General features: G+C 71.4%; 12 protein-coding genes. 8 read left to right on the forward strand and 4 right to left on the reverse strand.

Annotation, left to right across the window (positions count from 1 at the left end; all coding sequences use genetic code 11):
- The coding region (locus ACWDU1_RS19115; RefSeq protein WP_450000164.1) for a methionine adenosyltransferase domain-containing protein at positions 1 to 343 on the forward strand (343 nt) is incomplete at its 5' end.
- A gap of 60 nt (positions 344 to 403) precedes the next feature.
- Positions 404 to 2,725 (forward strand): primosomal protein N', encoded by a 2,322-nt coding sequence (locus tag ACWDU1_RS19120; protein WP_450000166.1) that lies wholly within the window; start codon positions 404 to 406, stop codon positions 2,723 to 2,725.
- 16 nt (positions 2,726 to 2,741) lie between these two features.
- On the opposite strand, the gene ACWDU1_RS19125 is transcribed toward ACWDU1_RS19120, so the two are convergent.
- A complete protein-coding gene (locus tag ACWDU1_RS19125) occupies positions 2,742 to 3,338 on the reverse strand; it encodes a class I SAM-dependent methyltransferase (protein ID WP_450000168.1) in 597 nt (198 codons plus the stop codon).
- Between the two features lie 107 nt (positions 3,339 to 3,445).
- Here ACWDU1_RS19125 and ACWDU1_RS19130 point away from each other — a divergent pair, with 107 nt between their 5' ends.
- From ACWDU1_RS19130 to ACWDU1_RS19155, 6 genes are all read left to right on the forward strand, one after another.
- On the forward strand, positions 3,446 to 4,129 hold the full coding sequence (locus tag ACWDU1_RS19130) for a PadR family transcriptional regulator (protein ID WP_450000170.1): 684 nt from the start codon (positions 3,446 to 3,448) through the stop codon (positions 4,127 to 4,129).
- 98 nt (positions 4,130 to 4,227) lie between these two features.
- Positions 4,228 to 5,217 (forward strand): esterase/lipase family protein, encoded by a 990-nt coding sequence (locus ACWDU1_RS19135; RefSeq protein ID WP_450000181.1) that lies wholly within the window; start codon positions 4,228 to 4,230, stop codon positions 5,215 to 5,217.
- Positions 5,218 to 5,280: 63 nt separating this feature from the next.
- Positions 5,281 to 5,823 carry a peptide deformylase gene (gene def, locus ACWDU1_RS19140; RefSeq protein ID WP_450000172.1) on the forward strand — a complete coding sequence of 181 codons (543 nt, stop codon included), beginning with the start codon at positions 5,281 to 5,283 and terminating at the stop codon, positions 5,821 to 5,823.
- Positions 5,823 to 6,743 (forward strand): methionyl-tRNA formyltransferase, encoded by a 921-nt coding sequence (fmt, locus tag ACWDU1_RS19145; RefSeq protein WP_450000174.1) that lies wholly within the window; start codon positions 5,823 to 5,825, stop codon positions 6,741 to 6,743. The genes def and fmt overlap by 1 nt, the downstream gene beginning before the upstream one ends.
- Positions 6,744 to 7,417: 674 nt before the next feature.
- Positions 7,418 to 8,716 (forward strand): RsmB/NOP family class I SAM-dependent RNA methyltransferase, encoded by a 1,299-nt coding sequence (locus ACWDU1_RS19150; protein ID WP_450000182.1) that lies wholly within the window; start codon positions 7,418 to 7,420, stop codon positions 8,714 to 8,716.
- Positions 8,717 to 8,876: 160 nt separating this feature from the next.
- Positions 8,877 to 9,233, forward strand: a complete 357-nt coding sequence (locus ACWDU1_RS19155) for an MmcQ/YjbR family DNA-binding protein (RefSeq protein WP_450000176.1) — start codon at positions 8,877 to 8,879, stop codon at positions 9,231 to 9,233.
- A gap of 19 nt (positions 9,234 to 9,252) precedes the next feature.
- On the opposite strand, the gene ACWDU1_RS19160 is transcribed toward ACWDU1_RS19155, so the two are convergent.
- From ACWDU1_RS19160 to ACWDU1_RS19170, 3 genes are all read right to left on the reverse strand, one after another.
- Positions 9,253 to 11,424, reverse strand: coding sequence for a molybdopterin oxidoreductase family protein (locus ACWDU1_RS19160; RefSeq protein ID WP_450000178.1), 2,172 nt, complete (start codon positions 11,422 to 11,424; stop codon positions 9,253 to 9,255).
- A gap of 216 nt (positions 11,425 to 11,640) precedes the next feature.
- Complete coding sequence (locus tag ACWDU1_RS19165) at positions 11,641 to 12,414, reverse strand: SigB/SigF/SigG family RNA polymerase sigma factor (RefSeq protein WP_450000183.1); 774 nt, start codon at positions 12,412 to 12,414, stop codon at positions 11,641 to 11,643.
- 170 nt (positions 12,415 to 12,584) lie between these two features.
- Positions 12,585 to 13,007: an ATP-binding protein gene (locus ACWDU1_RS19170; protein WP_450000180.1), complete on the reverse strand. Its 423-nt coding sequence runs from the start codon at positions 13,005 to 13,007 to the stop codon at positions 12,585 to 12,587.
- Positions 13,008 to 13,115: the final 108 nt, after the last annotated feature.

Consider the following 13,115-nt stretch of genomic DNA (forward strand, 5'->3'; position numbering starts at 1 on the left):
CCGTTCCGCCGCCTACGCCATGCGCTGGGTCGCCAAGAACGTGGTCGCGGCGGGTCTGGCCGACCGGGTGGAAGTGCAGGTCGCGTACGCGATCGGCAAGGCCGCGCCGGTGGGCCTGTTCGTCGAGACCTTCGGGACGGAGAAGGCCGATCCGGCCCGTATCTCCGCGGCCATCGCCGAGGTGTTCGATCTGCGCCCGGGCGCGATCATCCGCGATCTCGACCTGCTGCGGCCGATCTACGCGCCGACCGCCGCGTACGGGCATTTCGGCCGCACCGATATCGATCTGCCCTGGGAGCGCACCGACCGCGCGGAGAAGCTGCGCGCGGCCGCGGGCCTGTAGGTCTCCGCTCGCGTGGAGGATCCGGCGTCCGGCATCCCGGCAGAACCCGGGTTGCCGGGTATGCCGGACGCCGCGCCGGCCCACGGAACCGGGTCCGGTGACGGGAAGCGCACGCGTCCGCGAGCACGCCGCCCGGCTGCCGGGAAGGCGGTCGACGCGCCACCGCCGACACATCCGATCGCGCGGGTACTGCCACTGCTGACCCCGGCGCATCTGGACCGTGATTTCGACTATCTGGTGCCGCCGGAGTTCGACGAGATCGCCCGGCCGGGTGTCCGCGTCCGGGTGCGGTTCGCGGGGCGGCTGGTCGACGGTTATCTGCTGGATCGCCTCACCGAATCCGGGCATCAGGGCAAACTCGTCCGGCTCGAGCGGGTGGTATCACCCGAACCGGTCCTGACCCCGGAGATACTCCGGCTCGCGACGGCCGTCGCCGCCCGGTGTGCGGGCACCCGGGCCGATGTGCTGCGGCTTGCGATCCCGCCCCGGCACGCGCGGGTCGAGAACGGCGGCCCCGCGAAAGGCGCTGCGAAAAAGCAGATCCAGGAGGCCGGGCCCGATCCGGACGCACGGGAAGCGGGTGCACCGGAAGGGGGCGGTTCGGCGGAAGACCGGCCGGATGAGTCCGGGCGCGCGGTGCCGGGGCACGGGGCGCACGGGTACGCGGAGCCGGACACCGGATCCGGGTGGCGTGCCGCCGTGGGCCCGGAGGGCGGTGAAAAGCGATCTGGCGCAGAGGAATCGGCGGTGCCCGAGGGTGTGGACGGGGCTTCCTGGGGGCGATACCGGCACGGCGACGCCTTCCTCTCCGCTCTGGCCGGTGGCCGGGGTCCTCGCGCGGCCTGGCAGGCCCTGCCGGGGGAGGACTGGGCCCGGCGCCTGGCCGAACTGGCCGCCGTCGTGTGTGCCGCCGGGCGGAGCGCGATCCTGATGGTCCCGGACCAGCGCGACCTGGATCGGGTTCTGCGGGAATGCGAACAACTCGTGGGCGATCGCGCGGTCGGGCTGTCCGCCGGTCTCGGCCCCGCCGCCCGCTACCGGCGCTGGCTCGCGATCCTGCGCGGCACCGCGCGGGTGGTGGTGGGCACCCGCAGCGCGGTATTCGCACCCGCGGTGGATCTGGGCCTGATCGCACTCTGGGACGACGGCGACGATACCTACGCCGAACCGCGTTCGCCGTACCCGCACGCGCGCGAGGTCGCCATGCTGCGCACACACGAGACCGGCGCGGCGTTCGTGGCGGCGGGTTTCGCGCGCACCGCGGAAATCCAGGCGGTGGTCGAATCGGGCTGGGCACACGACCTCCTGGCCGACCGCGCGACCCTGCGCGCCGCCGCACCGCGCATCACCGCGCCCGGCGATTCCGATATCGCCCTCGAACGCGACCCCATCGCTCGCGCGGTGCGGATACCCGGTGCCGCGTTCGCCGCCGCCCGCCGGACTCTCGCGGCCGGACAGGGAGTGTTGGTCCAGGTCCCGCGACGCGGTTACGTACCGGCTCTGGCCTGCACCAAATGCCGTGTTCCGGCCCGCTGCCGGCACTGTGTGGGGCCGCTGTCGCTTCCCGGGGCCGGCAGGTCGGCCACCGGCGATCACATCCCGCAGAGCCCCGTGTGCCGGTGGTGCGGCCGTACCGAGGCCGCCTTCCGGTGTTCTTCCTGCGGTGGCAGGGCCCTGCGCGCCGTCGTCATCGGTGCGGCCCGGACGGCCGAGGAATTGGGCCGGGCCTTCCCCGGCGTGCCGATCCGGGGGTCGAGCGGTTCGGCCGTCCTGGACACCGTCGCGCCGGGACCGCAGGTGGTGGTGGCCACGGTCGGCGCCGAACCGGTGCTTCCCGGCGGGTACGGCGCCGGTTTGCTCCTGGACGGCTGGGCGCTGCTGGGCCGCGCGGATATGCGTGCCGCCGAGGACACCCTGCGCCGCTGGCTGGGCGCGGCCGCGCTGGTCGCGCCGGACGGGCAGGTGCTGGTCATGGCCGATCCGGCGGTGCCCACGGTGCAGGCGCTGCTGCGCTGGGACCCCACCGGTCACGCCGCGGCCGAACTGGCCCAGCGCGCCGAAGTCGGCTTCCCGCCCGCGGCGCGGATGGCGGCGGTCGACGGCACCCCCGAGGCTGTCGCCGATCTTCTCGCCGTGGCCGAGCTGCCGCCGTCGGTGCAGGTTCTGGGCCCGGTTCCGCTGCCGGTCGCCGCGCGGCCGCCGTCCGGAACACGCGGCGACGGCGATACCGGGCCACTCGAGGTCGAGCGGATACTGCTGCGCGCAACGCGCGCGCAGGGCGGCGCGCTGGCGCGCGCGCTCACCGCGGCACAGGCGGTCCGGAGCAGCCGGCGCGCGGACGCCCCGCTGCGGGTGCAGATCGATCCGCTCGATATCGGCTGACCGGCCCGTTCCGGCGTTACCGGACGCGCAGGAATCCCAGGACGGGATCTACGGGGTCGGATCCGCCCGGGTGGGCCTGCCCGAACCCGGTGAACGAGGTCGCGGAGGCGAGGTGCAGCCCGTACCGGGCGCCGAGGGCCGCCAGCACTGCGCAACCGTCGGCCCGCGGCCGCTCGTCCGGAGGCAGGCCGGAGGCGAGGCGGTGCGCGGCGGCCTTGTCGGCGGTGGTGAGGAACCGGCCGCCGGGTCGAAGCACCCGGGCCGCTTCCGCGATCACGGGCTCGGCATCGTCGAGCAGGTGCAGCAGCCAGACCGCGGTCACGGCGTCCACGCAGGAGCCGGGCAGCGGCAGCGCGGTCGCGTCCGCCCGGGCGAGACGTCCGGGTAGCCGCGGGGCGGCCTGGGCGAGCATGCCCGCGGACAGGTCGACGCCGATGACCGTATGCCCGGATGCCGCGAGGTCCGCCGCCACGATTCCGGTGCCGACGGCCAGATCGAGCACCAGACCGGGCCGGGGGATCAGTCGATCGAGCGCGGAAGCCGCCGCTCGGGCCCTGGCCGGGCCGCCGCGGGTGTGGTCGTAGTGAGCGGCTTCCCGGTCGTAGTCCAGCACCGGACCATCATCGCGGGCCGGGAATTCCGCCGCGACCCTTGCGTTGGATAGATTGTCGATATATCGTCGATGCTATGCAAACAGATCGAGTAGCTCAGGAGGCTGCTATGGAAAACATCGAGAACGCGGAATTTCGTAAGGGCGGCCGGGGCCGCTGGGCACGCCGGCATCGGCCGGGCGCCGACTTCGGACCGGGTGGAGTCCCGTTCCGGCACGGCGGGCCGCCCGGATTCGGTCCGGGGTTCGGGCCGCAATTCGGCCCGGGATTCGGGCCCGGATTCGGCGGGCCGGGGTTCGGCCCGGGATTCGGGCGCGGCCGGGGCCGCGGTGGACGCGGCCGGCGCGGTGACGTACGGGCGGCCATCCTGCTGCTGCTCACCGAGCGCCCCATGCACGGATACGAACTCATCCAGCGGATCCGGGAGCGCAGTGACGACCTCTGGCGGCCCAGCCCGGGGTCCATCTATCCCGCACTGTCCCAGTTGGAGGACGAAGGGCTCATCACGATCGAGAAGGTGGCGGGTCGCAAGACCGCGCAACTGACCGAGACAGGTAACGCTCATGTCACCGAACACCGGGACGAACTCGGCGATCCGTGGGCCGATGTCAAGGAGGGCGTGGGTGAGCACGCCAGTGATCTGCGTGCCCTGATCCCACCGTTGATGGGTGCTGTTGCCCAGGTCGCGGCGGCCGGTACGCCGGACCAGGCGGCCAAGGCCGCCGAGGTTCTGACCGATGCGCGGAAAGCCTTGTACCGCATCCTCGCAGAGGATGAGACACCGGAAAGGTAACGGGGTGATCAAGACCCGGTGCCCCGGTATCCCACTGGGCCGGTAGGAGAGAAGATTGTCCGGTGATACGACTTCGATGGCCGGCTGGGCGGGACGGTATGCGGCGTGGCGGGTTTCTGCTACGGGCGCTGACGGTGGCCGTCGCACTGGCTGGGTCGGTGGTGCTCGCGACCGCGAGCAGCATCGCCCAGCCTCCCGGATACCTCCCGCCCGCGATACCCACCGACCCGGGTCCGCCGCAACCGGACCATCTGGCCGCGGTGCTGTTCATGAAATCGCATCCGGCCGCGGTCCCCAGGGGGGTCAATGATTTCGGGTGTGTCCCGGATGCCGCGCATCCGCGTCCGGTGATCCTCGCGCACGGTACCGACGCCAGCGCCTACACCGACTGGTCGGCCATCGGGCCGCGCCTGGTGGACGAGGGCTACTGCGTTTTCGCGCTCAACTACGGGGGCCGGCCGGGCTATACGAGTTACGGCACCGAGGACATCGTGCTCAGCGCACACCAGGTGGCGTGGTTCGTCGACGAGGTCCGGGCCGCCACCCGATCCGATCGTGTCGATCTCGTCGGGTTCTCGCAGGGCGCCAACGTGACTCGCTACTACGCCAACAAACTCGGGGGCGCGCCGAAAGTGGGCACCTGGGTGGGCGTGGCCTCGCCGACCTACGGCGGGGTGATGTACGGACTGGTGCCGCTGGCCCAGCGGATCCCCGGGGCGCTGGATCTGGCCGCGCTGGCCTTCTCGCCGGCGGCGGTACAGCAGGCGCAGGGCTCGCCGTTCATGCGGGAACTCAACGCCGGCGGCGATACCGTGCCCGGTGTTCGCTACGTCACCATCGGCAGCCGGGTGGACGAGATGATCCAGCCGTTCGAGAATATCGCCCTGCGCGGGCCCGGCGCCGAGAACCTGGTGATCCAGGATCTGTGCCCCGCGAATCTCACCGGCCACTTCCACATGGTGTACGACCCGTTCGTCCTCGGCCTGCTGCTCGGAGCCCTCGACCCGGCCCGCACGGCGGAACCCGCCTGTGTGCCGGTGGCGCTGGGGACCGGTATCCCCGAGGTGATCATCGGCGGCAATATCTGAGTGGCGGGCGGGGGTCACTAGAATGAGACCTTCCTGCCCTGCCACCTGTCCCCGGGAGCCATTGTGACCGTCCAGTCCGTCCGCCTCTTCGGCGATCCGATCCTGCGAGCCCGCGCGGCCGAGGTCACCGAATTCGGGCCGGAACTGCGGCAGTTGGTAACAGATCTGACCGACACCATGTACGACGACGGCGGGGTCGGGATGGCGGCCCCGCAGATCGGCGTGGGCCTGCGGGTCTTCGTCTACGACACCGGTGACGCCCGTGGCCACCTGATCAATCCGGTGTGGACCGCGCTCGGCGACGAGGAACAGATCGGTCCCGAGGGGTGCCTGTCCATCCCCGGGGTCAATCACGACACCCGCCGGGCGATGCGGGTCCGGGCCACAGGCGTGGACGCCGACGGCCGACCGGTCGAATTCGAGGCCGAGGGTCTGCTGGCGCGCTGTGTTCAGCACGAAACCGATCATCTGGACGGCACCCTGTTCATCGCCCGGCTGGAAGCGCCGCTGCGGAAGCAGGCCATGCGCACGATCCGCGAATCCGACTGGTTCACCGCCGGGATCACAATCCGGCCGAGCCGCGCGCTGGCCGAGCGGGACCACTGATGCGGATCGTCTTCGCCGGCACTCCCGAACCGGCCGTGCCGGCCCTGCGCCGGCTGATCGCCTCGCGGCACGAGGTGGTCGCGGTGGTCACCCGGCCCGATGCGGCGGCCGGGCGCGGCCGTTCGGTGCGGCGCTCGCCGGTCGGGCAGCTCGCCGACGAACACGGCATCCCGGTACTCACCCCGTACAAACCCGCGGAACCCGAATTCGTCGCCGCGCTGAACGATCTGGCGCCGGACTGCTGCCCGGTGGTCGCGTACGGAGCACTGCTGCCGGTGGAGGTCCTGGAGATCCCGCCGCACGGATGGATCAACCTGCATTTCTCGCTGCTGCCCGCCTGGCGCGGCGCCGCGCCCGTCCAGGCCGCCATCGCCGCCGGTGACGAGATCACCGGCGCCTCCACGTTCCGGATCGAGAAGGGGCTCGATACCGGACCGGTCTACGGTGTCATGACCGAACGTATCGGCGTCACCGATACCGCCGGAGAACTGCTCGACCGCCTGGCCGACAGCGGCGCGGCGTTGCTCGAACAGACTCTCGACGGGGTCGAGGACGGCACCCTGCGGGCGATTCCGCAATCCGTGGACGGCGTCTCCTACGCGCCCAAGATCACGGTGGACGCGGCGCGGGTGCGCTGGGACCAGCCCGCGCTCGCGGTCGGGCGCGCGGTGCGCGCGGTGACGCCGTTCCCGGGGGCCTGGACGACGGTGGCCGGAACCCGGCTGAAACTCGGCCCGGTGGAACTGGTCGAGGAGGCGCTGCCGGAGGGGCAGCTCGAGGTGCGCAAATCCGATGTCCTCGTCGGCACCGCGACCACCGCGGTACGCCTGGGACAGGTGCAGCCGCAAGGAAAACGCGCGATGGCGGCCGGGGACTGGGCGCGTGGTGCCCGCCCGGCGCCGGGCACGGTGGCGGAGTGACCGGCTCGGAGGGCGACCGGCCGCGTGGTTTCCGCCGTCACCCGAAACCGGATCCGGCCCCGGGTGAGGCCGAGCGCAACCGTGCGGACGATAGCGGCGAGCGCCGGCCGGGCCCGCGTGGACGCGGGCCCGGGCAGGGGGAGCGCGGCGCCGAACCCCGTCGCGACGCCCGGGCCGCCGGCCCGGAGCGGGGAAATGAACGCCGCACGGGGTCCGGTGATCGTCCGGCTGCCCGGTCCCGGGGCGGTGAGCCGGGGCAGCGCGGAGATCGGCCGGGTAACCGCCGCGCGGATGAACGTGGGCGCAACGCCGGTGAGAACCGCCGCGACAGCGGAAACGGACGGGAGCGCACCAGGGGCCGCGCGGAGAACTCCCGCGGCATCCGCGACGGGGATCGTGAGGGTCGCGGTCCGGGTGCGGGCAATCGCGACCGCGGCGGAGTCCGCGGGGGCGACCGGAACGAGCGTCGCGGTGCCGGGGGCAGCCGCGGCGGGCCGCGGCCCGGCGATGCGGGCCGTGGCACCGGAGCGGGGGGCGCGGGCCGTGGCGGTGCCGGGCCGGACAAGCGGAGACGAGCCGAGGCGCGGACCGCCGGAAACGACCGCTCCGCCGCGCGCCGGGATGCCCCGGCCCGTGCCGTCGCCGACCCCGCGCGCCGGGCGGCGCTCGATACGCTGCGGGCCGTACGCGACCGCGACGCCTACGCCAATCTGGTCCTGCCGGGGCTGCTGCGCGAGTACCACCTCGAGGGCCGCGACGCCGCGCTGGCCACCGAGCTCGGTTACGGCGCCTGCCGCGCACTCGGCGTACTGGACGCCGTGATCGCCGACTGCGCCGGCCGCGAGATCGCGGATATCGACGGATCGCTCCTGGATATTCTGCGGCTGGGAACCTACCAGTTGCTGCGTACCCGGGTGGAACCGCATGCCGCGGTGCATACGTCGGTGGAATTCGCCCGCGCCGAAAGCGGCACCGGCCGTGCGGGATTCGTCAACGCCGTGCTGCGGCGGGTCGCCGAGCGGTCATCGCAGGAGTGGGTGCGACGGCTCGCGCCGCCCGATCCCGTCGGGCGGCTCGCCTTCGAATACGCGCATCCGGTGTGGATCGCCCAGGCCTTCGCCGACGCGCTCGGCGCCGACGCCGGTGAACTCGGCGAGCTGCTCGCGGCCGACGACGCCCGGCCGGTGGTGCATCTGGTGGCCCGCCCGGGCGATATCACCGCCGAGGAATTGGCCCTGGTCACCGGTGGTGAGGAAGGCCGCTGGTCGCCGTACGCGGTGTACCTCGACAGCGGCGGGGATCCCGGCGCGCTGGAACCGGTGCGGGAGGGTATGGCCGCCGTGCAGGACGAGGGCAGCCAGCTGGTGGCCCTGGCTCTCACCCGCGCGCCCCTGCTCGGCGCCGACGGCGGCCGCTGGCTGGATCTGTGCGCGGGCCCGGGTGGAAAGGCCGCGCTCCTCGGTGCGCTCGCCGGTATCGACGGCTTCCAGGTGGACGCGGTGGAGCAGGCCCCCCATCGGGCCGAACTGGTCCGCAACGCCACCCGTGAGATGCCGGTGCGGGTCCATATCGCCGATGGCCGCGACAGCGGTCTGCCCGGCGGATACGACCGCGTGCTGGTGGACGCGCCGTGTACCGGTCTGGGCGCGTTGCGGCGCCGTCCGGAGGCGCGCTGGCGCCGGACGCCCGGTGATATCGCCGATCTGGTCACCCTGCAGCGCGAACTGCTGACCGCCGCCTGGGACATGGTCCGCCCCGGGGGCGTGGTCGTGTACTCGACCTGTTCGCCGCATCTGCCGGAAACGGTCGCGGTGGTGGCGGATACGGTGCGCCGCACCGGCGCCGAACAACTGGACGCGCGGCCGCTGCTACCCGGTGTCACCGGTATCGGCGACGGCCCCACGGTCCAGTTGTGGCCGCATCGGCACGGTACCGACGCTATGTTCGTCGCGGCGCTGCGCAAACCCGTCTAGTACCGGCACACCGCGGGGGACGGCCCGCGCCGCGCCGCCGGATATCCGCCGTGCGAGTGGTGGCGGCGCCGGTACGGACGGAGGGTGCGCGGCCGCGGCGTGACCGGGCGGGCGACGAATATCCGAGCCCGCGTCGGCGGCACAGGGCAGACTGGCAGGTATGAGCCTCACCTGGGCCAATGTGGTGCGGATGGCGACCGAGATGCCGGAGGTCGCCGAATCGACCTCCTACCGGACCCCGGCGCTGAAGGTCGCGGGCAAGAGTTTCGCCCGCCTACGCAGCGAAGCCGAGGGCGGGCTGGCGCTGCGCTGCGATATGGAGGAGAAACAGGCGCTGCTGACCTCCGGCGACCCCGCCTTCTACACCACCGCGCACTACGACGGATACCCGTACATCCTCATCGACCTCGATCGCGTCGACGCCGCGCAATTACGTGAACTCCTCGACGCCGCCTGGTGGCTGGTGGCCCCGGCGAAACTGCGCCGGGACCGGGAGCGCCGGACGGGCCCGCGATGATCCGGGCCCGCCGGCCCGCTCATCCCGCGACGGTGGCGGTACCGGCGGATTCGACCCGCACCCAGGTGCTGTTCACCGCGGCATTGCCGGAGATCCGGTCCACCTGCTCCGGATCGTGCAGCAGATTGACATTCGCGCCCGGCAGCGCGGCCGCGACCGTCCAGCCGACTCCGGGCTCCCGGTGGCCCCAGCCGTGGGGGATCGCGACCGTGCCCGGCCGGATATCGTCGCTGATCTCCACCGGCACCACGATCGATCCGATCGGCGAACTGACGGTCACCGGGGCGCCGTCGGCCAACCCCCGGGCCTGCGCGTCGCCGGAATTCATCAGGGCGGTGCAGCGGTCGCGGCCCTTCACCATCGAGGGCACATTGTGCAGCCACGAGTTGTTGCTCCGCAGATGCCGCCGGCCGATCAGCCGCAGATCGTAACCGTCGCCACGTGCCGCCTCGTCGGCGCGGACCGAGTCCAGCAGGCGGCGGGCCTCGGTGACGAACATGGATGGCGCGAGCCGGACCAGCCGGTCCTCGGTGGCGATGAGTGACCGCAGCCGCGGCCGCAGCGGACCGAGGTCGATCCCGCCACGCGCCTCCCGTACCTTCCGCAGGGTGACGCCTGCGCGACCACGCCGCAGCACCCCGTGCGGCCCGACGGCCATCCCGAGTGCTGTCGCCCGTAGCGGGCTGAATCGCGCGAATACCGCGTTGAGCGCCCGCCCGGTGACCGATCGCACCGGCAGCGGCAGGATCTCGGTGGTCAACCGGGCCATGATCTCCCAGTCCTCGAGACCGCCGTCGGCGGGTTCGACCGCCCGCGCGTTGTAGCGGATGTTGTTGTGCACGCTGAACAGGGTCAGCAGGATGTCGACGTCCTCGCGCTCCAGCGGCGACAGCGGCGGCAGGATGATATCGGCGTGGCGGGTGGTCTCGGTGATGTACATATCCACGGCCACATAGAAATCCAGCAAGCCCAGCGCCTTGTCGAGCTGTCCGCGCTGAGGTGTGGACAGCACCGGATTACCGGCGTAGGTGATCATGGCGCGGATCTGCTCCGGGCCCTCGCTCAGGATCTCCTCGGCGAGGGCCGCGACCGGCAGTTCGGAACGGAACGATTTGTACTTTCCGGACCGGTCGGTCCAGGCACCGTAGAACGGCGGCATACGCCGGGCCAGCGGCAGCAGATCCACGGCCGGGGTCGCGTACATCTGGCCGCCGGGCCGGTCGAGATTGCCGGTGACCGCGTTGATGGTGTTGACCAGCCAGTGCGTGATCGTCCCGGTGAGGGTCTGGCAGACGCCGATCCGCGCGTACATCACCGCCGATTTCGCCGCGGCGTGCTCGCGGGCCAGCCGGCGGATCGTCTCGGCGTCCACACCGGCGTGCGGGGCGGCGTCCTCCGGGGCGAAGCCTGCGACCAGTTCGCGCAGGGTGTCCAGGCCGCCGCACTGGGCGTGGACCGCGGTGCGGTCGTAGAGCTTCTCGGTGATCAGCACGTGTAGCACGGCCAGCAGCAGGTACGGATCCCCGCCGGGCAGGACCGAGACGTGTTCGTCGGCCAACCGCGCGGTCTCGGTGCGCCGCGGGTCGATCACCACGACCTTCCCGCCGCGTTCGCGCACGTTCTTGATCCGGTTCTTGGCACCCGGCATGGTGGTGACCGAACCGTTGGACACCGCGGGGTTGGCGCCCAGGATCACCAGCCGGTCGGTGCGGTCGATATCGGCGATGGGCATCAGGAAATTCGAGCCGTACATCTGCCAGGCCACGAATTCCTGCGGGAACTGGTCGATGGAGGACGCGGTAAAGAAGTTCCGGGTCATCAGACCGGCTCGCAGGGTCATCGCATACATGATCGCGGAATTGTGCGCGGCCGGATTGCCCAGGTACATACCCACCGCGTGCGGGCCGTGCTCGCGGCGCACCCGCCGCAACCGCGCGCCTATCTCGCGGAACGCCTCGTCCCAGCCGATGGGCTCGAACCGGTCGCCCACCCGCCGGACCGGGGTGCGCAGGCGGTCCGGATCCTCGTGGAGCCCGGCCATGGCCGTCGCCTTAGGGCAGATATAGCCCTTGGACAGGACGTCATCGGGGTTACCCTCGATCCGGCCGATTTTCATATCCTCGACGGTCACCAGAATGCCGCAGTGCGCTTCGCACAGGGTGCACTGCCGGGCGATGGTCTCAGCGGTCATCACGTCATCACTTTCCGCCGCGTCGTCGTCGACGCGCGACCCGCAGGAGCACCGGATTACGGGCCGACCCGGGCTCGTCGGTTACCTCTGGACTGCCGAGAAAGGGCGGACGTCATCGAAAAAGACCGAAAATGGCCGTCTGAGACAAAATCCCACTCAATCTCTCATGTCTGAGAGTAGACCGATCGGCGAAGCGGGCACAACAGTCGCGACGCGCTATTCGCGGGCCGACTGTTCCCGCAACCGCGCCAGCGTTTTGGCGAGAATGCGCGAGACATGCATCTGCGAGATACCCATCTGCTGCGCGATCTGCGTCTGCGTCATCGACTCGAAGAATCGCATGGTCAGAATCCGGCGCTCACGCTCGGGCAGACCCGCCAGCAGCGGCCGGATCGCCACGTACTCCTCGACCCGGTCGAACTGGGCCTCTTCCTCGCCGAGGGTGTCCAGCAGCGAGGCATCGGTATCGCGACCCACCGACGCGGCGTCGATCGACGTCGGCTGATAGGCGTTCCCGGCGATCACCGCCTGGGTCACCTCGTCCGGATCCACCTCCAACTCGGCGGCGATCTCCTTGGCCGTCGGAGAACGACCCAGCGATTGCGACAGCGAATCGACCGCGGCCCCGATCCGCAGATGCGTTTCCTTCACCCGGCGCGGCACCCGCATCGCCCAGGTGTTGTCCCGGAAATACCGGCGCACCTCACCCATGATGGTGGGCACCGCGAACGACAGGAAATTGGAACCGCGGGAGATATCGAACCGGTCGACCGCGTGCACCAGGCCCACCCGCGCGACCTGCGTCAGATCATCGAACGGCTCACCACGGCCGCTGAACTTGCGGGCGATATGGTCGGCCAGCGGAATACAGCGCGCGATCAGCTCGTTGCGCAGCCGGGCCTGCTCGGCCGATTCCGGCGTGGTCGCCGCCAGCCGGGTGAACAGCTCGGCGACATCGTCGTACCCGCTCACCTGCGGCGGATCCGCCAGATCGGTCTCGTCCTCGACGTCGTCGCCGGTTTCGTCCTTCTCGGCGTCGGCCTCCTCGGCACCGGATCCACCGGCCGCGGGCGCGTCGGTCGCGGCGCCACCCGATCCGGTGGTCCGAGCTCGGCGGTCTTGCTCGTCTTCGGCGGATTCGAGCGGCTTATCCCTGTCGGTCACGCTTTCCCCCGGACCCGACGGAATTCCACCGTTGTCGGATATCCGGAAACCTGCTGGTCGAAGGGCTCCTGCCGGGCGTCCACCGCATCGGTCAACGTGCGCAGCACATGCCAGCCGAAACTCCGCGCGTCCGGCAGACCCTCCTGGGCGGCCACACCGTCGACCTGCACCCGCAGCTCCGCCTCACCGATGGTGAAGACACAGCGCAGAGTTGTCCCCTCGGCCGCCACCCCGATCAAGGTGGAACAGGCCTCGTCGACCGCCAGCCGGATATCGGCGATCTCGTCCATGGTGAAATCGCTGAGCAGGACCAAAGTTTCGGCGAGCCCGCGCACGATCGGCAGCTGTGACACCGAAGCCGCAACCCGAATCTCCACCGGGGCGCCGTAAATCCCCTCATCCGCCGAAGTATTGATCACCCCCGCAGGCTACTGGGTTTATGGCGCGCTGGCGCGCGCGGGGTTCGGCCCCCGGAGCGTCTGCCGTCAGCGCTCGAGACTCGCGGCTGCGCCGCCTTGCTTCGAGCG

The sequence above is a fragment of the Nocardia sp. NPDC003345 genome, from assembly GCF_053589395.1.

What these genes read in the sequence shown, in the direction of transcription:
- ACWDU1_RS19120 (WP_450000166.1), top strand. Translation starts at nt 404, where the DNA reads ATGCCGGACGCCGCGCCGGCCCACGGAACCGGGTCCGGTGACGGGAAG.
- ACWDU1_RS19130 (WP_450000170.1), top strand. Translation starts at nt 3,446, where the DNA reads ATGGAAAACATCGAGAACGCGGAATTTCGTAAGGGCGGCCGGGGCCGC.
- ACWDU1_RS19135 (WP_450000181.1), top strand. Translation starts at nt 4,228, where the DNA reads ATGCGGCGTGGCGGGTTTCTGCTACGGGCGCTGACGGTGGCCGTCGCA.
- fmt (WP_450000174.1), top strand. Translation starts at nt 5,823, where the DNA reads ATGCGGATCGTCTTCGCCGGCACTCCCGAACCGGCCGTGCCGGCCCTG.
- ACWDU1_RS19155 (WP_450000176.1), top strand. Translation starts at nt 8,877, where the DNA reads ATGAGCCTCACCTGGGCCAATGTGGTGCGGATGGCGACCGAGATGCCG.
- ACWDU1_RS19160 (WP_450000178.1), bottom strand. Translation starts at nt 11,424, where the DNA reads ATGACCGCTGAGACCATCGCCCGGCAGTGCACCCTGTGCGAAGCGCAC.